Annotated in this window: 15 protein-coding genes and 1 pseudogene; 5 read left to right on the forward strand and 11 right to left on the reverse strand. The window is 45.6% G+C overall.

The features are described 5' to 3' along the window. Positions 1-4: 4 nt before the first annotated feature. Complete coding sequence (gene ald / locus AC51G0_RS21055) at positions 5-1,108, reverse strand: alanine dehydrogenase (protein WP_496303606.1); 1,104 nt, start codon at positions 1,106-1,108, stop codon at positions 5-7. Positions 1,109-1,405: 297 nt separating this feature from the next. On the opposite strand from ald, the pseudogene AC51G0_RS21060 reads away from it, so the two are divergent. Continuing rightward, positions 1,406-1,492, forward strand: a pseudogene (locus tag AC51G0_RS21060) (PTS fructose transporter subunit IIB); the annotation flags it as partial. Positions 1,493-1,599: 107 nt separating this feature from the next. On the opposite strand, the gene AC51G0_RS21065 reads toward AC51G0_RS21060, so the two are convergent. Further along, positions 1,600-2,301, reverse strand: coding sequence for a hypothetical protein (locus AC51G0_RS21065; protein ID WP_496303607.1), 702 nt, complete (start codon positions 2,299-2,301; stop codon positions 1,600-1,602). Between the two features lie 849 nt (positions 2,302-3,150). Between AC51G0_RS21065 and AC51G0_RS21070 the strand changes: the two genes are divergently transcribed. Both AC51G0_RS21070 and AC51G0_RS21075 read left to right on the forward strand, forming a co-directional pair. Beyond that, on the forward strand, positions 3,151-4,755 hold the full coding sequence (locus AC51G0_RS21070) for an ABC-F family ATPase (RefSeq protein WP_496303608.1): 1,605 nt from the start codon (positions 3,151-3,153) through the stop codon (positions 4,753-4,755). A 679-nt stretch (positions 4,756-5,434) separates the two neighbouring features. Then, positions 5,435-6,622, forward strand: coding sequence for an iron-containing alcohol dehydrogenase (locus AC51G0_RS21075; RefSeq protein WP_496303609.1), 1,188 nt, complete (start codon positions 5,435-5,437; stop codon positions 6,620-6,622). On the opposite strand, the gene AC51G0_RS21080 is transcribed toward AC51G0_RS21075, so the two are convergent. From AC51G0_RS21080 to AC51G0_RS21115, 8 genes are all read right to left on the reverse strand, one after another. After that, complete coding sequence (locus AC51G0_RS21080) at positions 6,619-7,374, reverse strand: alpha/beta hydrolase (RefSeq protein WP_496303610.1); 756 nt, start codon at positions 7,372-7,374, stop codon at positions 6,619-6,621. The genes AC51G0_RS21075 and AC51G0_RS21080 overlap by 4 nt on opposite strands. Next, positions 7,371-7,754, reverse strand: coding sequence for a DUF2784 domain-containing protein (locus AC51G0_RS21085; protein ID WP_496303611.1), 384 nt, complete (start codon positions 7,752-7,754; stop codon positions 7,371-7,373). Before AC51G0_RS21085 ends, AC51G0_RS21080 begins: the two co-directional genes overlap by 4 nt. A gap of 782 nt (positions 7,755-8,536) precedes the next feature. Further along, complete coding sequence (gene manA, locus AC51G0_RS21090; protein WP_496303612.1) at positions 8,537-9,736, reverse strand: mannose-6-phosphate isomerase, class I; 1,200 nt, start codon at positions 9,734-9,736, stop codon at positions 8,537-8,539. A gap of 541 nt (positions 9,737-10,277) precedes the next feature. Next, the gene (gene gltS / locus AC51G0_RS21095; protein ID WP_496304165.1) at positions 10,278-11,501 is read right to left on the reverse strand and encodes a sodium/glutamate symporter; all 1,224 of its coding nucleotides are present in this window, start codon (positions 11,499-11,501) and stop codon (positions 10,278-10,280) included. Between the two features lie 308 nt (positions 11,502-11,809). Next, on the reverse strand, positions 11,810-12,712 hold the full coding sequence (gene surE, locus AC51G0_RS21100; RefSeq protein WP_496303613.1) for a 5'/3'-nucleotidase SurE: 903 nt from the start codon (positions 12,710-12,712) through the stop codon (positions 11,810-11,812). A gap of 26 nt (positions 12,713-12,738) precedes the next feature. Then, the gene (locus AC51G0_RS21105; protein WP_496303614.1) at positions 12,739-14,049 is read right to left on the reverse strand and encodes an OprD family outer membrane porin; all 1,311 of its coding nucleotides are present in this window, start codon (positions 14,047-14,049) and stop codon (positions 12,739-12,741) included. 153 nt (positions 14,050-14,202) lie between these two features. Next, positions 14,203-14,865 carry a beta-phosphoglucomutase gene (pgmB, locus tag AC51G0_RS21110; RefSeq protein WP_496303615.1) on the reverse strand — a complete coding sequence of 221 codons (663 nt, stop codon included), beginning with the start codon at positions 14,863-14,865 and terminating at the stop codon, positions 14,203-14,205. 52 nt (positions 14,866-14,917) lie between these two features. Beyond that, entirely contained in the window at positions 14,918-16,606 is a 1,689-nt protein-coding gene (locus tag AC51G0_RS21115) for a glycoside hydrolase family 3 protein (RefSeq protein ID WP_496303616.1), read from the reverse strand. A gap of 378 nt (positions 16,607-16,984) precedes the next feature. On the opposite strand from AC51G0_RS21115, the gene AC51G0_RS21120 reads away from it, so the two are divergent. Both AC51G0_RS21120 and AC51G0_RS21125 read left to right on the forward strand, forming a co-directional pair. Continuing rightward, positions 16,985-18,325, forward strand: coding sequence for an MFS transporter (locus AC51G0_RS21120; RefSeq protein ID WP_496303617.1), 1,341 nt, complete (start codon positions 16,985-16,987; stop codon positions 18,323-18,325). A 124-nt stretch (positions 18,326-18,449) separates the two neighbouring features. Further along, positions 18,450-20,918, forward strand: a complete 2,469-nt coding sequence (locus AC51G0_RS21125; protein WP_496303618.1) for a GH39 family glycosyl hydrolase — start codon at positions 18,450-18,452, stop codon at positions 20,916-20,918. Between the two features lie 527 nt (positions 20,919-21,445). Here the strand turns inward: AC51G0_RS21125 and AC51G0_RS21130 are convergent. Beyond that, positions 21,446-21,844: a DUF2799 domain-containing protein gene (locus AC51G0_RS21130; RefSeq protein WP_496303619.1), complete on the reverse strand. Its 399-nt coding sequence runs from the start codon at positions 21,842-21,844 to the stop codon at positions 21,446-21,448. Positions 21,845-21,874: the final 30 nt, after the last annotated feature.

Here is a 21,874-nt window from a genome sequence, read left to right on the forward strand (position 1 = left end):
GATGTCAATTTGGAAACGCCCTGAACTTCGATAACATCTGCAGATGCTCCGCGACAGGCCGACAGGTTATATAGCCACAGTGAGTATTTACTCCCTTGGCAAAATCCAGATCTGCCCTTAACGCAGATACCCCTCCAGAGGCCAAGCGCATGACATAATCCAAGGTGGCGTTGGTCAGGGCAATAGTAGAGGTTCTTGGATAGGCTCCCGGCATATTGGTCACGCAATAATGCGTTACCCCTTGTTCCTGATAAACCGGATCGGAGTGCGAGGTGGGGCGAGATGTTTCGATACAGCCCCCTTGATCGATACTGACATCGACAATCACACTACCGGGTTGCATTGTGGCAACTAACGTTTTTGATACCAAGTGGGGAGCTCGGCTACCGGGATGGAGTACAGCACCAATCAACAGATCTGCATCTAATAGTTCTTGGGCAATCGTCTCCGCCGACGACAGTGCCACACGAAGGTTTACTGAGGCACCTTGCTTTAATTCTGCTGCACGATCAGCATGCCGGGTCATTATCACCACATTCGTCCCCATCCCGTCAGCAACCTTAGCAGCATGACGGCCAACAACCCCGTCACCAAGTACTACAACCTTTCCGTAGCGTTCGCCTAGCACACAGCCAAGCTGCATCCCCTTGCCGCCTGCAAATTTGGCCAGATAATAGCTACCAACCGTAACAGCCATATTTCCGGCGACTGCGCTCATTGGTGCTAGCAGAGGGCGCTTTCCTTGCTTGTCTTCAACAGTTTCATAGCCAATTGCGGTCGTACCTGCTTCGAGCAATGCTTCGGTAAGGGATGGATCAACGCCAGCAAGGTGCAAATAGGTAAAAAGCATTTGTTGCTTCAAGTAGGCATACTCGGCGATTAACGGCTCCTTGATCTTTAGTACCAGTTCGCAATCCCAAGCGCTATCAACCGTCACGATTTGGCAACCTGCGGCGCGATAGGCTTCATTGCTAAAGCCTGAACCTTCGCCAGCTCCAGTCTCGACTTTCACCACATGTCCGGCTTCAACCAACCCTTTGGCCCCAGATGGAGTCAGGGAAACACGGTTCTCCCGATTTTTTATTTCCTTAATAACACCAATATCCAAACCGATACTCCTCGAAATACAGCTCATACCTTTGAGTGTAGATCGAATCCTTAATCCTTAATTCAAGGGCTAGATTCAGGGGTTGAACAATAAACGATACTGATGCATCAAAAATGCTGAACAACGACTTAGTCAGTGAAAACGATAGCCTGCCACAACACCGAAGTGATCACCATCACGCTTATTTCTAGTGGTTACAAATGTCCAGTAAAGGGTTGCTTTCTCTTCTACCGGGCAGTACGGCAACTTCTTATAGTGGCACTATCAAATATTAAAACTGCATGTAAGGAGACACCGATGAGAGTCGTCGCAATTACCGCCTGCCCTACCGGAATTGCCCATACCTACATGGCTGCAGACAAACTCACCGAAACAGCCAAGAAACTTGTCATTCCCTCTTAGGAGTAATCCCTTTACCTATACGGTTCAAACTTCGTTTCGATTGATACAAACGGTACGCACTGCGTACCGTTTCAATGATGGTGTTAACTTTAGGTTTGGCCTGGCTTAGGTTTAGTGCTGCACAGCGCTAAGCAAATGTCTGAGCTTTCTTTATAATCACCCTCAGACTTAGTCTGATTTTTATGAATCAACATAAGGTGTGAAGCTGCCATCATGGATGAGGTTTTGGCTTTTTCAAGCCATGGGATCGCTTCATCATAGCGTCCATTGTCATAATGCCAGGCTCCGAGTTGTGCGGAGGCTGCAATGCCATGCTCTCCACCGAGGCTTGCTGATTGCTCCCAAAGTGACTTAACTTCACCCCAAGGTGTTTCTGCATTCATAAGCTTCAGACACAGACCTTTTCGAAACAGTGCTAGAGCACGATCATCCGGTTCCGGCTCTTGTGCCAGCCAAAGCTCTAAGAACTCAATAGCCTTAGTGTAATTCACCTTACAGAGCACTTTGTTAAATGCACCTTGGCGACCTAAAAAGACTGCATCCTGTCCCAAAATAATGCTTGGCAGGTGACCACGAAGAGCAGCGTCATATAGAAATGTTACTGCGCTTGAACGTGCTTCTGCTTTTGCATCATCTTTCGACTGTCCTGCAGCAGGAGTGCCACTGTATTTGTCTGCAAAAATCAACTTTGCATACTCTAAGCAGGCATCATTATCTCCGGACTCTGCCAGAGGCTTAAGCAAAGGCCCTCGTTCTTTTGCTGGTAGAGCCATTACTTCAGAATACGTCATTTCTATATTCCCAGTTTTCAATTTTCAATTTTCAATAATTATATAAAACATTAGCTTACATTATAAGTTAAAGCTGCTTGCTCCGTTGAAACGGGATTTTTTTGTTCGGCCTTTATGCCAGCTTCTCTCACTGTACTTCGCGAATTCAACTCCCCAGGCTTCACTCTAGGCTCCCAGTAATGCTTAGCTGTCCGATTATTTCCTTACTATATGCCGCTTATTCAAGTGTCTAGTATTAATGGTCAAAATCACACTGTTTGTCGCCAATCTAACCTTGTCTTGCAAAACGGGGCCCCCCATAAACACCCGTGTTCTCTGACTTCTTTCCCTAAGCACCTTGTAGCAACAGGGACTGCAACTTAAAACTGAAACCATTCTGCCAGTCTACGCGATACAACTCTTGCCGCGCCGCCGCCAGAGGCGATGTTTTACGATGTGGAGTGTACCTGCACCCAGTGCGGCGCGGTGTCGTGGTGGGATCCGGCTTTCCATAGCCCTGACCGAACAACCTATAATCGAATTGTTGCCATATCCCCCATCGAGTGCATCACGGAAGCGCTTCTCACAGCATATCAAAACAATTCTCACACATGATGTCTTTACTTCCTTAACTATGGATGCTTTCGATGCATCAAATTAAGCTAACCACATGAAATTAAAACTTAATTTAACTAAGCATCCTCTTGATTCCTCCTATAACACAATCTCCTTCTGTGACTTACCTCCCACATCTGTTATTTGTTCAATAAATCTGTATAATTCGCCGCCTATTAATTCGTGCTTTAATTTTTGTTGATTTGGCATATCTGACTAAGCGATTAGCCAATCTTAATACCTAGGAATACTTCTTTGATCTCAACCGCTAACATCACCATGCAATTCGGCGCCGAGCCTTTATTTGAAAACATTTCTGCTAAGTTCGGTAACGGTAACCGTTACGGCTTAATCGGAGCCAATGGATGTGGTAAATCAACGTTCATGAAGATTCTTAGTGGCGCACTGGCTCCAAGCTCTGGCAATGTGTCTATTACCCCTGGATTAAAACTTGGTGTACTGAGTCAAGACCAATTTGCTTTTGAGCAACACAATGTTATCGACGTTGTAATCATGGGTGACCGTAAGCTATGGGAAATCAAAAAAGAACGTGACCGTATTTACTCATTACCAGAAATGAGTGAAGAAGACGGCATGGCGGTTGCAGAACTTGAAAGTGAATTTGCAGAAATGGATGGCTACACAGCAGAAAGCCGTGCTGGCGATATTTTGCTACAAGCTGGTATTGAAGAAGAATTCCATTTTGGCCTAATGCAGCATGTTGCTCCGGGGTGGAAACTGCGTGTGCTACTAGCACAAGCACTTTTCGCTAACCCAGATATTTTGCTATTAGATGAACCAACCAACAACTTGGATATTCATACGATCAACTGGCTTGCTGAAGAGCTGAATCAACGTAAGTGTACGATGATCATCATTTCGCATGACCGTCACTTCTTAAACTCCGTATGTACCCACATGGCGGATATCGATTACGGTGAGCTTCGTATCTACCCAGGTAACTACGAATACTTCCTTGAAGCTTCAGGTCTGATCCGCGAACAGTTACTGGCAGGCAATGCTAAAAAAGCGGCTGAGATTAGCGAATTGCAAGATTTCGTAAATCGATTTGGTGCAAACGCTTCTAAAGCGAAGCAAGCAAGTTCTCGTGCGAAGAAGATGGATAAAATCAAGCTAGACGAAGTTAAATCGACTAGCCGTATTAGCCCATCGATTGATTTTGGTGAAGGCAAGAAGCTGCATCGCCAAGCACTTGAGCTACAAGATTTAGGTCATGCATTTGAAGATGAACTACTGTTCGAGAAAGGTAACTTACTTCTGGAAGCAGGTACTCGTTTAGCGGTGATTGGCGAAAACGGTGTGGGTAAAACGACATTGCTACGTTGCCTAGTCAACGAGCTAGAGCAGAACCACGGCGTAGTAAAGTGGTCTGAAAATGCTTCTATTGGTTACTGCCCACAAGATAGTACAGCCGATTTCGACAACGATTTAAGTATCTTCGATTGGATCTCACAGTGGCGCACAACCAAGCATGATGATTTGATAGTTCGTGGCATTTTAGGTCGCTTACTATTCACTGCGGATGATGCAAATAAACAAGCGAAGAACTGTTCTGGTGGAGAAAAAAACCGTTTATTGTTTGGTAAGTTAATGATGCAAGACATCAATGTTCTCGTTATGGATGAACCAACGAACCACATGGACATGGAAGCGATTGAAGCACTTAATAACGCCCTTAAAGATTATCAAGGTACGCTGATTTTTGTAAGCCATGACCGCGAGTTTGTCTCGTCTCTTGCCACTTCTATTATTGATGTGAAAGACAAGAAGCTCGTTAACTTCCAAGGCACTTATGATGAGTACCTTGCACACCAGCAAAAAATGTTAGAAGTCGCATAAGCATTACAGCCTAGAAATAAACAGCATAGAAAGAGGCAGTTGTTGCAAATTTTGCAACAACTGCTAGGAATTTCTTATTGCTCGGCAGTTAACGAACCAATAAGAAATCCAGCGTGTCAACCACCATACACAACATACATACTATTCACTGTATTCCTACAGCAATATTGAATCATTAAATCATGCAGGAACTGGCTTATACCCAAACTACCTCAAGATGCTCGTTTCAGCGAGAATGGCTGGACTGGTTGGTCGGGCCGCGTAGGCAAGGCGCTGATTTGAAAACATAGTGGCTCTACGGTAAAAAGCAGCAACAAAGCATACCAGCCCAGCCAACTCGCCCTTTGGGAGTGATTCAGCAAGCCCATTTCTATGTCAAATAACGTCGAAAGGGGCCACCATTCCTGCCGCCATTTTCCTTGAACTGGACATGCTGATATCACTCTGAATCCTGCATCTTGAAGTAGCTTGGGTATATATCAAAAACACACACTTTTTAAGCACTGTATAAAACTTACTGGGAGCGGCTTTACAATATTCCAATCAGGCATTCTCTCTCTTTTCACCCCGAACATAGAACGACACTATTTATCAGCAATGTATAGGAGTATGAACTAAGTCTAATACAAGCACATGCTTTGCCCCTATAATTCAAACATCTGTTTAAAAGGATTTTGATATGTTGTTATATAAAGCAGTGGTAGGCGTCAACAAACAGCTCAACAAATTGGTCACCATCCCCTTCCCCCATGTAGAAGCCGGGATAGACAGCATCTCGAAAGCAGGTGAACTGATGTCATCTGCTGGTGCAAGGAAAGCCATGATTGTAACGGGCAGAACGAGTTCAAAGGCAATGCTTCCTTCCCTTTGTGATTCGCTTGAAGCACACGACATTGACTACGCCATTTTCAACCAAGTGATGCCCGATCCGACGATTGCTACGGTCGCAACCGGTGCTGATTTTTATAAACAATTTAACTGCGATGCTATTATCGCCCTCGGCGGAGGATCACCAATCGACTGCGCCAAAGTCATCGGGGCAAAAGTTGTCAAAGACCGGCCAGTACGAACCATGGCTGGTAAACTGAAAATCAGAAAAAAATTGCCGCCATTTATGGCCATCCCCACGACTGCCGGTACCGGTTCCGAAGCCACAGTCGCCGCCGTTATTTCCGACCCGGCAGCCCGGCAAAAGTTTGCAATCGCGGATCCTGTGCTGCTACCTGACTTTGCCATCATCGATCCCAAGTTAATGACAGGCCTGCCGCAAAGCATGACAGCAGCAACAGGCATGGATGCCCTGACCCATGCCATCGAAGCCTTTATCGGCACATACAACACCCCGCTAAGCGACAAGTATGCCAAGCAGGCGATAGAGAAAATATTCACTTTCCTGCCAAAAGCTTATGAAAATGGCCAGGATATAGATGCGCGGGAGCAAATGGCCATGGCCTCCTATGAAGCAGGGTGTGCTTTTACCCGCGCATTTGTTGGCTATGTCCATGCGATTGCCCATCAACTCGGAGGGATGTACCACATTCCGCACGGACAAGCGAACGCAGTACTACTACCAGAGGTACTGCGTTTATTGCATCCGTACTGTAAGCAACGTATGAAAGAGATGGCAACTGTTATCGGCCTTAACGACGGCAGTGAATTTATCGATGCTGTGGTTAGCCTCAATAAAAAACTCAATATTCCAGACGGTTTCCCTGAATTAAAAGCCGAAGATATTCCGCTGCTCACCAAACGGGCACTGGCTGAAGCACACGGTACCTATCCTGTCCCTGGTTACTTGAGCCAAAAACAGTGTGAAAAGCTATTAAAACAGTTTCTCGTTGAATCACCAGAATGTGCCATGAGCTAATCCAGTGCCCGCTTCAGCCCTAACTCATAGGCAGGAAATTGTGAAATAGTATTGTGGCCGGCATCGGTAACGACAACCACTTCCACCAGCTGATCGCCAAACAGAGCGATTAGTTGGTCAGTTCTGGCCCGGGGGATCACCCGATCATCTTCTGCAATAAAGATATAGGTTTGAGCCGTAATATCTTTCACCCAATCCGATGAGCGGAACCTGTCTTTTATCATCAAGGAAACGGGGAACATCCAATAAATATCCTTTGCGACATTTTCAATGCTATCAAATGGCGTAACCAAAATAAGCTTGTCCACTTGCCGATTAGCCGCTACGTATGTGGCAATACCGGAGCCAAGGCTCCGGCCCATCAACGATATTGAATCATGTTTACCTTTAACCGACTGAAAGATATGTACAGCATCGCTATATAGAGCCTTCTCGGTGGGCGTACCTGGGTTATTACCATAGCCTCGATAAGGGATAAGATAGACGGTGTAACTCGGGAGCACCGCCTCGAAGAATGGAATGTTGGCTTCAATACTTTCGGCGTTGCCGCCATAATAGATTAACGCTTTAGGTTGCCCTTCATTGAGGGTCCAACCAAAAAGCTGTACACCATCAACAACGAAACTGGTATTCATTTCGCCGTATACGTCACTAGCTGGCTGGGGAAAATACAGGAATTTACGTTGCAGGGAGCAAAAAGTAAGCGCAAAAAGTGCATAGAGCACCACGAAGGTAACCAATATACTTTTCATTCCCGCCACCTGTCTTGCCTGAGCCTATACCAATAATAGACGAGCGCATAAATCGCTATATTGATCCCCACAGCCACAATACCCAGTAAAACCTGAACATCAAAGCGCAATCCAACCGGATAAATAACGGGAATGATATAGTGCTCAACAAATCCTCCCGGATAGCCTTCGCCTCCAGCCGCTTGCCTCAACTGGTTTTCCAATGGCGTCAATGGGCAGATCCAGCCTTTAAAGCTGATCACCGCAACCCATATAGCTGCTGGAATATGGATAAGCAACACATAGCCTCGCCATAGCACCAGCAGGCCTCCAAGCACCGCAAAAATAATAAACATCAGATGAAGTATTACGACAAGATCTGCCAGTATTCGGTAAATCATAAGCTATTAACCTTTTCTCTTAGGTCAAACATAGCCCATCAAAGGGATCGCTGTTATCCACATTCAAGTCAAAAGGTGAAAGTTATACCGACCTACAACACGTGGGTTCTTGGGTGTTATTAACAAAAATTGGGGACAGTTCTAGCTGAACGAGATGAAAGGTGAAAGCTGAAGAGACAGTAACGGTGATTTGACATAGAGCCGATGAAAACCTTGATCATAAATACCCCATGTCGATACTGGGCATTTACTGAATCAAGTTTTCACTGACTTAACGGCTTGCTGTGCCCTGCAGGCTCAACGAGAGATAGTAGGGTTAGAATTGCAGAAAACTATTGTTGCAGCGTGCGGTTCGCACTAACAGCAAACTGGCTGCGGTCGAAGTTAAGCTGAGTCGAAAATAGCGCTACAAGGTTACGTAATTTTTTCATTTTGCTCTCCAATATTTACCTATAAACAGCATTTACATTCATTAATGTAATTCAATTTCGTAATTAAATTACACAATCAATATAAACCAATGCTTTAGTGTGATCAAGATCTATTTTATTGAGCTTTTATTACAGCCAAGTCGCTTCTGTCCAACAGGAGCCTAAGGCCACAAACAACATAATCAGAACCTGACCATCTGTCGTGATCAGGTTCGTTGGAAATAACTAGCTAAAAAGGGATGACGAAAGTTGACGAGAACAATTGAGATAGACAAGCCAGTCAATACGACTAGCTTTAAATAGGCAACTGATTTTAAACAGGAAATCATTGAAGGTGATGTTACTTACAAATCAATTATATGCTCTAGCAAACCGGCCGATTGAAGTGGCGGTATAGCAATCGGCATAGTTCGGAATAAACACTGACTCACCTTTCTCAACAGTCAAGGTTTCACCGTTCGAGTGGATGATGGTAACCGGTGCATCAATCGCCAGCAAAATTTCAGCACTGGAAATTGTTAGTTCTACATCTTGCTGGTTCTGGTACACACTGAACTTGAAATCAGGTACCGGAATTGGGTAATGCAGGCCGCCTTCCGATTGCTCTGGTGCTAGCAGCAAGGTATCTGTTGGCTTCGGGACGAAACGTGTGCTGCCAACTAACTCAGCGATGTCCATGTGTTTAGGCGTCAGGCCCGCACGCAGTACATTGTCGGAGTTCGCCATGATCTCAAGACCAGTCCCTTTGATATAGGCATGGGGTGTGCAGGCATCCAGGAACATGGCTTCACCCGGCTGCAGTGTCAGCACATTCAGCATCAGTGGTGAAAACAAGCCAATATCACCCGGATACTGCTCGGCAAGATCTAAGATTAAGGCAAACAATGCATCGTCTTTGTGCTGCTCGGCATAAGCCAGTAGCCCGTTAACAGCAGTGTCTTTGGCCGTGCTCTGCAATGAAAGCATCGCCTCGAAGAACTGACGCAGGCCATCTTCATTTTGATTCTCTTCCAGCCCAATGACCAACTTATGCAAATCGGTGATTTCTAAACAACGGAAGAGAGTGACAATTTCGGCAAACTCGCGGAAACCATTCATTGCCTGGTAAGGTGTCAGTGCGTAAACCAGCTCAGGCTTGTGGTTAGGATCTTTGTAATTACGGTGCCCCGCACTGAGCGGAATACCCGCTTCTTGTTCTTTGGCAAACCCAATTTCAGCCTGTGCCTTGCTTGGGTGAACCTGAATCGACAGCGCTTTTTCAGCTGCCAAGACTTTAAACAGATAAGGAAGCTCGCCAAATTGCTTACCAGTCACCTCACCAATAATCGCTGCTTTGTCAGTCTCGATAAATTCAGCTAGACGTGTTGCCTCGCCTGCTATATCTATCTGCGAGCAGCCATTAGGGTGAGCTCCCATCCAGATTTCAGCCTGTGGTTTCGTTTCAGGATTGGCGATACCAAACAGAGATTCGATGGATGTTGTACTACCCCATGCGTAATCCTGGATGACATTGTGCATGCGGAAAAAACAAGGAGGAGTGGAAACGGTCATTGCTTTACCTTTCGTTATAAATACTGATTTCATCAATATTGATTACTTATGGGATCAGTACTTAACTCCCTGCAGGCTTCCCCAATTAAACGGCGCATACAGAGTAAATATATCTTTCCCACAGTATTTTTAGACTGTTCCATTAATACTAAGCAATATATAAATCTGTTTATATAGGGTTGATTCCTATATAACACTAGAAAAACTCGTAGGTAAATTAGGAAAAATTCCTAGAGGTTAAATAAAAAACCTCCATACCAGCAACCGATTACAAGTAATTGTAGAACAACAATATGCAAAGTCAGGTATTTCTTACAATCAGTAAAATATAACCATAAATAAAGGTAAACATATAACAAGCCAGCTATAATAAAATATTAGCTATAATTCACCCGGTAATTATTCTTTCGTTTAAAACAATTTCAGACTATGTCAAATAAATTCCAACGCTTAATTAAATAAGGATTGAATTATTGATGATAAACAAAAGCCGTACCTAAGAATAAGTACGGCTAAAGGAGTCATTAGCCAGAGGCCATTATTAAAAATTCGCCAGGAAATAAGGAATGATCAGCGCATTAGCTAAGTCGATAAAGAAGGCGCAGACCAGCGGCACGATGATAAACGCCTGATGCGAGTTACCGTAACGCTGGGCGACCGCAGACATGTTAGCCATCGCTGTTGGGGTCGAGCCCAGAGAGATCCCGCCAAAACCTGAACAGACAACCGCTGCATCATAGTTTTTGCCCATCGCCGGAAAGACGATGAAGAGGTTGACTAATATCGCCACAGCAAATTGTGCACCAAGAATGGCGAAAATCGGACCAGCCAAGTCAACCAACGTCCACAGCTGCATACTCATTAGTGACATCGCTAAAAACGTTCCCAGTGATACATCAGCAATCAAAGCAACAGCGGGCTTACGAGACGGCCACTTGGTTCCTGAAATACGAGGAAAAGAGCTCGGGATCAAGTTTGTCATCACAATACCTGCAAATAGGCAGGTCACAAACAGTGGCAACTGCAGTCCGGCTTCTTCTATCGCCTCGTTCAGAATAAAGCCAAAAATTGCACAAATATGGATGGCAAAAATAGCATCGAGAAAATCAAAACCTGTGATTGGGCCGTTTTCTGACTCTTCGGCCACCCCGACATCCAGCTGCTCTTTGTGATCTGGCTTAAGATCATAGCGCGTGATAAGGAGCTTGGCGATTGGCCCCCCCATCAAACTGGCCAGAATCAAACCGAAAGTGGCACTGGCAATACCGATTTCCATCGCATTGGTAATGCCAAAACCTTCAGATATTCGTGGTGCCCACGCTATCGCTGTGCCATGTCCTCCGATCAGAGAAACACTGCCTCCTAGCATACCAACGGCAGAATCAAGGCCGAACATTGCAGCGACGCTGATCCCGGTAAAATTTTGGATGATCATGTAACCGATAGTGATCGCGAGCAAAATGATCAACGGCACCCCCCCCTTGAGCAGATCTTTGAGGCTGGCGTTGATCCCGATAGTAGTAAAAAAATAGACCAACAGTATATCCCGTGCCATCAGATCAAATTCAATCTCTACATCCGTGGCGATATAAACCAGTGCAATCAAAACAGAAAACAAGATCCCGCCTGTTACAGGTTCCGGGATACTAAACTCCCGCAACGGTGCGATCAAACTATTGAGACGGCGACCAACAAAAAGGACGAGAATACCTATTGTTACCGCAAAAAAGGAGCCGATATTTAAGACCCCATTGGCCCAGTCCATTTCCATTACTCACCCACCTTAATTACACTCGTTAATATTGACTCACCCACTACTCTCCGGTTACTGACACTAAAATTGAGAGCAGCGTAAGCTGTAATATCATGCTTTTATTCCAACTTTCCCCATTAACACTAGTCAATAACAGTGAAAGTTACAGATACTAAGCCAATCAAATAATAAATACGGAAGCTTAACCAAAGGTGAATTAGTGTGTTAACAAGGTTTCCGTGCACACGATTAGTGATCAAAGCTCACAAAAAAACCTCGACATGGCTGTCGAGGTTTTTTTGTTTAGACACAAAGACGAACTAGTTTAATAAGGCCTTATACGAAGCCACCGCTTCCGGCTCATTCCAGTGCGCGTTAAATACCGTATAGGTAATATATTTACGCATCAGCTCTGTGGTATCTGTCGTTACCGTCGGATCCTTTGCAGCTAGGAAAGGTTTGAAGTTGAGCTCCTGTACGGTTGTCTTCTCGTCTACCAGCTTAAAGGTATAGTTGTAATCGGGCTGAAGCTCGTTCTCGATATATTTAACACCTTTGATCTCGTTTTTTGGATACGGAGGGTAGTTGATACTCAGCCCTGTACCTTTAGGCAACAGATCCTGGCCACCCGCTTTTTTCGCATTGAGTTTACTAACCACTTCAAGTGTATGTTCAACACCTGCAGGAATAAACTGAATAGAGCTTGGGAATCCCTCTTTTGCTTCTTCCAGACGGAAACCCATACTCACAGCAAGTGCCGGAATACCATGACGAATAGCTCGGGCAGCAGCCCCTACCGTACCAGAGTTAAACTGGTTTACACCGACATTCGGGCCATCATTCACACCAGAAATAACCAGATCCGGCTTTTGATCGGCCATCAGGCCGGTTAAACCAAACAAGACTGAATCAACAGGGGTACCATCAAAACAATACGCCTTTTCATCAATTTTCTCATACTTCAGCTCTTTTCCAAGCTTAAAAGTGACTGCCGTCCCTTTCCCGCTTTGATTGTTTAAAGGGCCAGAGAGCCATACGTCATAGCCTTCTTTGGTCAGGGCTTTAAACAGTTCTTGCGATCCTTCACTACGGCAACCGTCATCGCTGACAACCAGAATACGTAACTTATCTTCAGCGTTAGCTGCTTTCGCCTGAACCAACGCCGGCAGAGTCAGCAGAGCACCAGCAACAATAGCAGCAACCGTTTTCAATGTTGTTTTCATCTTCATATCCTTACGTCGTAACAGGCTTAAAGCAGGTTAAATTTATAATCAATCACGAAAGTAGCACCGAGAATGGACCGTTTTTCCCAGTCACCATTTTCGACAACAGGGTTCCTGGCGCGATCCGTAACATAGGAGTATCCAGGTCCAACACCAGCCATCATGCTGAGGCCCTTAAGTGCTTTATCCTGAAACTGATACATCACCAGAAGGTTCAGTTCCGCTTCATCTATATCCGCGCCCTGAAATTCCATACCAAAGCCGTAAGTCGCACTGGCACCTATCATCATGCCGGGTACGCCAGCATTCGCCATGTTATACATAGCCTTGAAAGAAACCATGGTCTCGCCGTCTTTGTTAAAGTCGGTTCCGACTCCATCAGCCTTACTATTGAAGTTACCGTCAGTATTTTTACCCATATCCCAGAAGAACATACCCAGGCCATTCTCAAGCTCAGCTTCGGTATAGGCATAGCTGCCTGTCAGGGTCCATGAACCGACCATGTAATCCAAGTTCAAGTTGTAGTGGTTGGCCTTATCATCGAACGCCATCCCTTCCCAGTTATCCAAACCGTCATTTTGGTAGAAATATCCACTCAGGCCTACCTTTGAGGTTTCTGAAATTGGAGTCAGCCATTTAAATTCCAGGCCGCTTCGGCGCAGGTAATCTTTACTTTCGCCACTGAACAGATTGACGACGTTCTTTTTACCCCAGCGGTAACTGAGATCACCGGTAATGATGCTGTCAATTTTCTTGCCTGAAAGGGTCTTGAAACGAACTTTTGTTGGCGAGTCTCTGTCTGAAAAGCGATCGGTATAGACACCACGCAGGCGTAGGCCCTTATAACCAACTTCACCACTGATACCCTGGTATGAGGCAACAACGGCGCGGCCGTGTGAAACAGTCAGCGAACCGGTTTTGTACAGCTCCTTCCAGCCACCATAAACGTTTGCGTATAGGTCATCGTCACCCAGTTTAGCCTTAGCATAGATCTGGCTAATTTTGTTAAAACCTTCAGCTTTACCATTGTTATCACGTAGTAAGTCACGGCCCTGGAAGTTATCGTTAGCGTCTAATTTGATGGCACCAGAATAGGTTGCATCAAAGCCAATAATATCGGCCAAATATCCCGACTTATAATCAATTGCAATTCCCTGTGCCCAGGCAAACTGGTCCTCATCATCTGAAGTATCTTGATCTAGGTACATTGCAATATTTCGGGTTGATAATGTCAGCTCATTATTTTCAAACAACCCACTCGCCTGTGAGGCAGGCGAAATAATCAAACCAGTAAGGCAGGCCAGCCTTACGTATTTATACGTAGAGGTAAGGTTCATTTTCATTCCTTAGAAAACAATTCCGTCATTCAAGCTATAAATAGGCAGCCTCATAATTAATGAAGCGTTTACTATCTATTATTTAATTTGTGTTTATCTACACGCCAGAGCTATCATTTAATATCCCGGCTACTGTTTTTGTTATTAAGTCTCTTAGCTGATATATTTTCTGATATTAAGCTCCTTTAAATTAGGTGTTACAGCTGTAGCTTGATGCAATAGATCATACTCACCGACACCGATAACTTTCATTCCTGCAGCCAAGGCGGCTTGCACGCCAGAACTGGCGTCCTCAAAGACCAGACATTCAGTAGGCTCTAAACCTAGAAGCTCGGCACCCGTTAGAAACACATCCGGTGCTGGCTTAGCCTTGGCCACCATATTTCCATCGACAATATAATCAAAATAATGAAATATCCCGGTTAACTCCAAAATTAGCTTTGCATTCTTGCTTGCTGAACCTAAAGCAATTTTGATTTTTTCTGACTTCAACCATTCAATTAAATTGATAACACCGTCAAGCACATCATTTTCATTCAGCTTATAAACCAAAGTCAGGTAGTCTTTGTTTTTCTTATCTAATAGTTCATGCTTATCTTTTTCGCATAACTGCTTATTACCTAAGCTTAGAATAATGTCTAGTGACTCTTTTCTACTTACCCCTTTTAGCTTTTCATTGTCTTGCTCACTAAATGAAATACCGAGGTGTGCTGCTATCTTTTTCCATGCCTGGTAGTGCAAGCCAGCAGTATCAACCAACACACCATCAAGGTCGAAGATCACGCCTTTAATTGTCTCGCTCATAACTTTATCCATTATTTCTGTTGCTATAGGCCCGCCCGTGAAAAATCAAAGGCGGGTTTCTCACTTACAGGCGGGTATCCCACTGGCCAACAAAGGCATCGACAGGGCTGATGCCCTTAAACTCGGAGAGCCCCATCAGTTTATTCACTACGGCTTCGATAGTAATATCGTTACCGGTATAGGCATTGATATAGGTAGGAACGCGAGGTACGTCCATTAGGTGATATGGATTGCCGAAAGAAACAAAAACGGTCGGAATTTCCGGGGTAAACCAAGGTGCATCAATACCCATCGGGCGCGCCCAGTTAATACGCAGTGTGGTTTTGTTACTCGCAGTCTTAAACTGAGCGGCATACACCACCACATCATAATCGGCAGTAAAATCTTCAACCGACTGCATCATGTCTCGCATGGTAAACTGCGAGGTATCGTAAAGGGTAACCTTAAAGCCTTCGGTTTCTAGTTGGTGTTGGAATTTCGCTACAGTACCGGTCTGGTTACCAAACATATCCCCTTCATCGCCTAGACCAATCAGCAGTACCCGGCTGTGTTGTTCAAGCGAGAGCGGCAAGATACCGTCATTGTTCTTAACCAGGGTGACTGCTTTATCAGCACACTCCTTCGCCAGTTGCTTATGCTCTTCACAACCAATTAGGGACATATCCAGCTCTGCATAAAAATCACGCTGATGAAGGCCTAACGCCGCTTTTGTCGCCAGCGTGCGAATAATCGCTTCGTCAACTCGCTCCAGGCTCAGCAAGCCTTTTTCGATACCCTGCATCATGAAACCAAAATCTTCTTTCAGATCTTTGTTGAACAGGAATAGATCACAGCCGGCTGCAATGGTGAGCGGTACCGCAAACTCACGTTTCATCATGGTTGTAAAGCCGACCATACCTGTTGCATCACTGACAATCATGCCGTTAAAACCCAGCTTGTCGCGCAACAGGTCATTCAGTAGCTCCGGTGCCATGGACGCCGGCATGATTTCTTGGTCCTTCAGATTCGGATTCAGTACCTTGGAGTACTCAGGCATTGCAATATGACCCGCCATTACAGTCAGGGCACCGGCATCAATCGACTGCTGGTAAACGCGGCCAAATGTGTCATCCCACTCTTGTGGCTCCATAGTATTGACTGACAGCACCAAATGCTGATCACGATAATCAACGCCATCGCCAGGGAAGTGTTTGATTGAGGTTGCCATACCACGTGCCTGTACGGCTTCTACATAGGCCTTACCCATTGCACCAACAAGCTCAGGATCGCTACCGTAAGTACGGGTATTAGTGATAGGGTTATGGAAGTTATAATCCAAATCGATAACCGGGGCGAATGCCCAGTTACAGCCAGCAGCACGGCCTTCTTCAGCAACAACCATACCGAGCTTGCCCGCCATTTCCGGATCGGCAGTCGCACCCACCTGCATTTGAGAACCAAACTCTGTTCCCTCTGCCACCGCACCGTTGCCGCCACTTTCAAGGTTGGCGGCAATCAGCATCGGTATTTTGCTATGCTGCTGTAGATACCGGTGCACCTGCTGGACTTCTTTGGCCTCGCCCGGACGAAACATGATCCCGGCTGGCTCGAACTCTTTCAGGAGAGCCTGTAGATCTTCCTCTTCGGAACTTAGGCCGATTGGGCAAAACAGGTGCCCCACTTTTTCATGCAGTGTCATTGCATTGAGGGTCTCTTCAACCCAGGCAACCGCATCATGGTTTAAATAAAATGGTTTTGCCGTTAAATCTATCATTATGACCTCAAACTTATCTGTATCTATGTCTAACCGTCATACCAGCGCTGTACGGTTTGGATGCAGGAAAGTCTAAGGTGTTTTATCACCGCAAACTTCGTAGGGGTTTGCCCGATCCTATAGGGGGATTTTGATGTATAGGAAAAAGTGTGATCCAGATAGGATTGTTTGTCGCTATTACAAAGGATTAATAATTTCTCTATTTTGCAAAGGGTTATCACATCATTCCAGCCATTAGATACCCTTTACTCAACCATGACATAACTCACAGTTTGTACGTCAGCACAAATATCCCCCAACAAACGAGTCAAAAAGCCCGCTAGTGGTTTGTGCCTGCCCCAAAGACAATGCAGACAAAACCTACAGAGGTAACAAGTAATGGAATCACTTAAATTTAAAGAAAAGCTGGGATACGGCGTGGGCGATTTGGGAAGTACACTGATATTTTCTACGGTGACCACTTTCCTGATGTATTTCTATACCGATGTATTTGGCCTGTCTGCCGCCGCCGTTGGCAGTGTATTTTTTGTCGCCAGAATGATTGATGCTGTCAGCGATCCCCTGATGGGTGCCATTGCCGACCGAACATCTAGCCACTGGGGAAAATTTCGCCCTTACCTCCTATTTGGTGCAGTGCCACTTGGTATATTGGCGGTATTCACTTTTACCACCCCTGACCTATCTGACACTGGCAAACTGGCTTATGCCTATGTCACCTATATCCTGCTAATGGTCTGCTACACCGTGGTTAATATCCCCTATTCGGCCCTGCCGGTAATGATGAGCTCAGACAGCAAAGCCAGAACCCAACTGGCAAGCTTTCGTATGTTCTGCGGCTTCTTTGCCATGCTGCTAGTGTCGGGCAGTACACTCCCTCTAGTACGCTTACTGGGTGGAGATAATGAACAACAAGGATTCCAGTTGACCATCGCCCTGTTTGCTATCCTGGCGGTATTCTTTTTCTTCATAACATTCCGCTCGACCAAAGAAAGGGTCAAGTCCATCGACCACCCATCTTCAATTAGGCAAGATCTCAAGGTCGTCAGCCAAAACAGGGCTTGGTGGGTACTGCTGGTTGTGGGCGTATTGTGCTTCAGCTTTACCATGATGCCATTTGCCGTCGGTATGTATTACTTCCGCTATAACGTTGGCCAAACCGACATGGCAACAGCCTTCTTCGTCTCCGGCAATATTGGTATGCTGCTTGGGGTTGTGATCACTGCTGTGTTGTCAAAATCCCAATGTAAAAAGAAAATAATGATCGGTGCCCAGCTACTGGCCTCACTGCTTATCGTTAATTTCTATTGGCTGGATACCACTAACATTGCAATGATCTGTGGGCTATTCTTCCTCGTTATGATCGCCCAAGGCGTGAGTGTCCCGATCATGTGGTCGATGGTTGCTGATGCCGCCGATTACTGTGAGTGGAAACAAGGGAAAAGGGTCATTGGCCTGACAACCAGCTCGGTGACCTTCTCGCATAAATTTGGGATGGGGATCAGCGGAGTGATCACAGGCGCTATTCTTACGCGCTATGGTTATCAGGCCGGTGCTGTTCAATCTGCAGAGACCCTACAGGGTATTCTGACCATGATGAGCCTGCTGCCAGCCCTTGGCTTTCTCGCCAATGCCCTTGTTCTGATCCTCTACCCAATCAACAAAACAGTCAGTGAACAGATGCAGCAAGAACTTCAGCTTCTTCGCGCAACCGCCGACTAGGAGCAAGCAAGACCATCTCGCCTCGGCGATTCGAGGCGAGATGGCTATGTATAGCTAGCTGAACAATTCACTTAGTGTTAATTCTGCGTATAGTAGATGTTTGATATCCGAACTTGGAGCAATTATGCAATACCGCCATGAGCTCGTTCGCCTTGACGAAGGGTTGAAAGCCAAAATCTATGTTCACTCTGTCATGGAAGTGACGGCCCACTGGCACGATGAAATTGAGCTAATGATGGTGTTGAAGGGCAGTGTTGAAATCCGTCATGATGACCGGGTTTTTACCCTAAGCCAAGATGATGTGTTGCTGATCAACCATAACGAGCTCCATAGCATCAAAGCGACCAATGAAGACAATATCTTGCTGGCGATCCAATTCTCCCCTAGCTTGCTAAGTCGTTGTTATTCCGAGCTCGACAACATCAACTTTAGCTGTAACTCGGCACGATACCAAGATAGCGATCAGCGCTATTTCGACCCGTTAAGGACACACCTAGCCCGTATTGTATGGGCATTTACCAAAAAACAGCGCTGGTACAAGTTTTCGATCGACCAGGAGCTTCTGGCACTCGTCACGACACTCCTCGCCACCTATCATTATGAAGTTATTGAAGATAGCCGCCATCAAGTTCATGAGCGCGAATTAGAACGACTTACCCGCATCGTCGACTATATAAGCCTTCATTATGCTGACAAGGTTCAACTTCAGGAGCTGGCTGATCGCGAATGCGTTACCCTGCATCATCTCTCCCGTTTCTTTAAGGAACAAATGGGCATTTCATTTCAGGAGTATCTATTCGACTACCGCATTTACCAGGCATCAAAACGGATCATTAACAGCACTGATAAGATTGCCGATATTGCCTTTGAGTGCGGTTTCAATGACCCGAAACTGTTCTATAAAAAGTTCAAGCAAAAATACCAGCAGACCCCCATGGAAATGAGAACAAAACAGTCCGTTTCCTCCGCGCTTCCCAGTGGTTTCAGCAGCTATATGTCTGTTCGTGAACGGGATGTCTATAAATCCCTGTTTGAATATTTAAAACAGACACCATCTAATACCAGCACAGTACCGATCCCGCTCGCCCATTCTCAGCCCATTGCCATCGCAAGCAACAATGTCATCGATAAAGTATCGCCATCATGGCGCAAGCTAACCACATTTGGCTGTTCATACGAGGGACTGAAAGCCCAACACCGCACCCAGCTTACCGAGGTGCAAAAGGTACTTAAATTCGACTACGTCCGATTTCAGGGTATTTTTGCCGAGCAGATGCAAATTGTCGCCGCCATAGGTATCTACGACTGGAACCATGTTGATGATCTGATAGATTTTCTGTTATCGATAGGACTGAAACCTTTTTTCTGCCTTGGCTATATGCCAGACCAATTTGCCAGCAGCGAGAAAACCGTTGCCCACTGGCGCGGTAATATATCCCCTCCTTCAGAGATGGAGAGCTGGGTAGACTTGGTCGAAGGGTTTCTTCGCCATCTCATTGCTCGCTATGGTATTGAGCAAGTAAAAGATTGGTATTTCGAAGTCTGGAACGAGCCTGATCTGGAAGGTGTTTTCTGGGCGGGCAGCGAGTCGGACTACCATCAGCTATATTTAGCAACCTACAAAACGATAAGGTCAATTTCGCCCCAGATAAAACTTGGCGGTCCCTCTGTCAGCCATATGGCATTTGACCGCTCAAAATGGCTCGAACGCTTTGTTGGCTTCTGCCACCAGAACCGGCTGCAACCTGACTTCTTCTCCTATCATATCTACCCTGAGCGCTACGAGTGTATCGAAAACCTGATGGAGCTCAATGAGGCCAGCCGCCAGACTTTCGGCCCCGACGGCAGCCTGGAATTACTAGAAAGCAGTCAGCCTTATCAAGAGCAACTCAATATCAGCGAGCGGCACATTACCGAATGGAACTTCACGGCCTGCTGGGGCAACAAAGTGCTCGATACTGCCTACCTTGGCAGCTTTGTCACCTACAACATCATCGCCCTGTATGACAAAGTCAGCTCACTGGGAATTTGGACTTTCAGCGATCTATTTGAAGAGCGTGGCCCTTCAGCCTCAACCTTCCATGGCGGATTTGGAATGATGACCCGGGAAGGGATCAAAAAGCCCAACTTCCATGCCTTGAGCATGCTCAACCGGCTTGGTTCAGATCTCCTGAAACGTGGGAACGACTACATCGTGACCCGCTCTGATCCGGGGATTCAGATCCTAATGGTTAACTATGTTCATTTCGATGAGCTATATGCCAGCGGCGATACCTCTGCCATCGAGATGTCCGATCCTTATGCCGCATTCAACCCTGCCCCGGACAAGACATTCGACTTCTCACTCGATATCCCTCTCGGCGACTACCGCCTCACCCGCTACCAGCTCAACCGGGATCACGGCTCAGCCTATGACGACTGGCAAAGAATGGGAGCACCGACCCCATTGTCTGAAGAAGATATCAGCGAGCTAAAGCGTACCGCCTACCCGAAACGAACTGTCCAGATGCTCAACCATACTGAAAGCTCGCTGAGAATAATCAGTACTGTTCCAGAGCATGGGGTGGAATTGATCTTACTGGAGTTTAAATAACCACTAACTACCTTGAAAAACACCGCTACCTTACTATCAAGACATAGATTTAGAAGCAATAAAGATAAAAACGATTTCATCTGTTATGTTGAAATCGTTTTTATTTATATCAACAAAGAACAATCAGATATTTTTAACGATAGACGCCAATTATTCAAAACCAAGCTTTATATAGAGGTGAAGCTCCACGTCCGTGAAGTTAAACACTATACCCAAGTTACCTCAAGATGCTCGTTTCAGCGAGAATTACTTGGCTACTAGGATAGGCACCGATTTGAAAATCTAGTGACTCTAAATTAATAATCGGTAACAACGCATAGGAGCCAAGTAAACTCGCCCTTTGGGAGTGAGCCAGCGAACCCATTTCTGTGTCAAATAACGTTGAAAGGGATTGCCATTCCTACCGTTATTTTCCTTGAACTGAGCACGCTGGTCTCACTCTGAATCCTGCATCTTGAGGTAGCTTGGGTATAAACTATAAAACCACTGCATATGAAAACCGACACTTCTGTATTTTTGATTATTGACTAAAAGAAATCAGAGTACTCATCACTATAGGCAGATAAAGTTTCCAGCATATAGAGTTCATAGCCCTCTTGCCATTTCTGTACTGCTACGTCTTCTTGTGAGGTGTTTGTACATTGGCCGTTATATCTTATGCCGCGCTCCCCACGTCCGTAACTTTTCTCTGGCTGACAAAATGTCTCAATCCCAGCGATATAGCCCTCTTTGTATTTCTTATAAGCCACGTCATCCAAGGTGTTAAGCTCATTTAGCTCAAACTTCACCTTTTGATATCCACCAGCCTTGCCATCCACCACACCCACTTCGTACCATTCATTTTTCTGAGCGAGCTGCGCCTGTTCTGAATAAGCTGTACAGCCTAATAATATACAACTAATAAGTGTACATAATATAGTTCTCACAATAGCCTCTCTTAGAGCCTTGCTAATTAT

The organism is Photobacterium sp. HL06, from assembly GCF_059552575.1.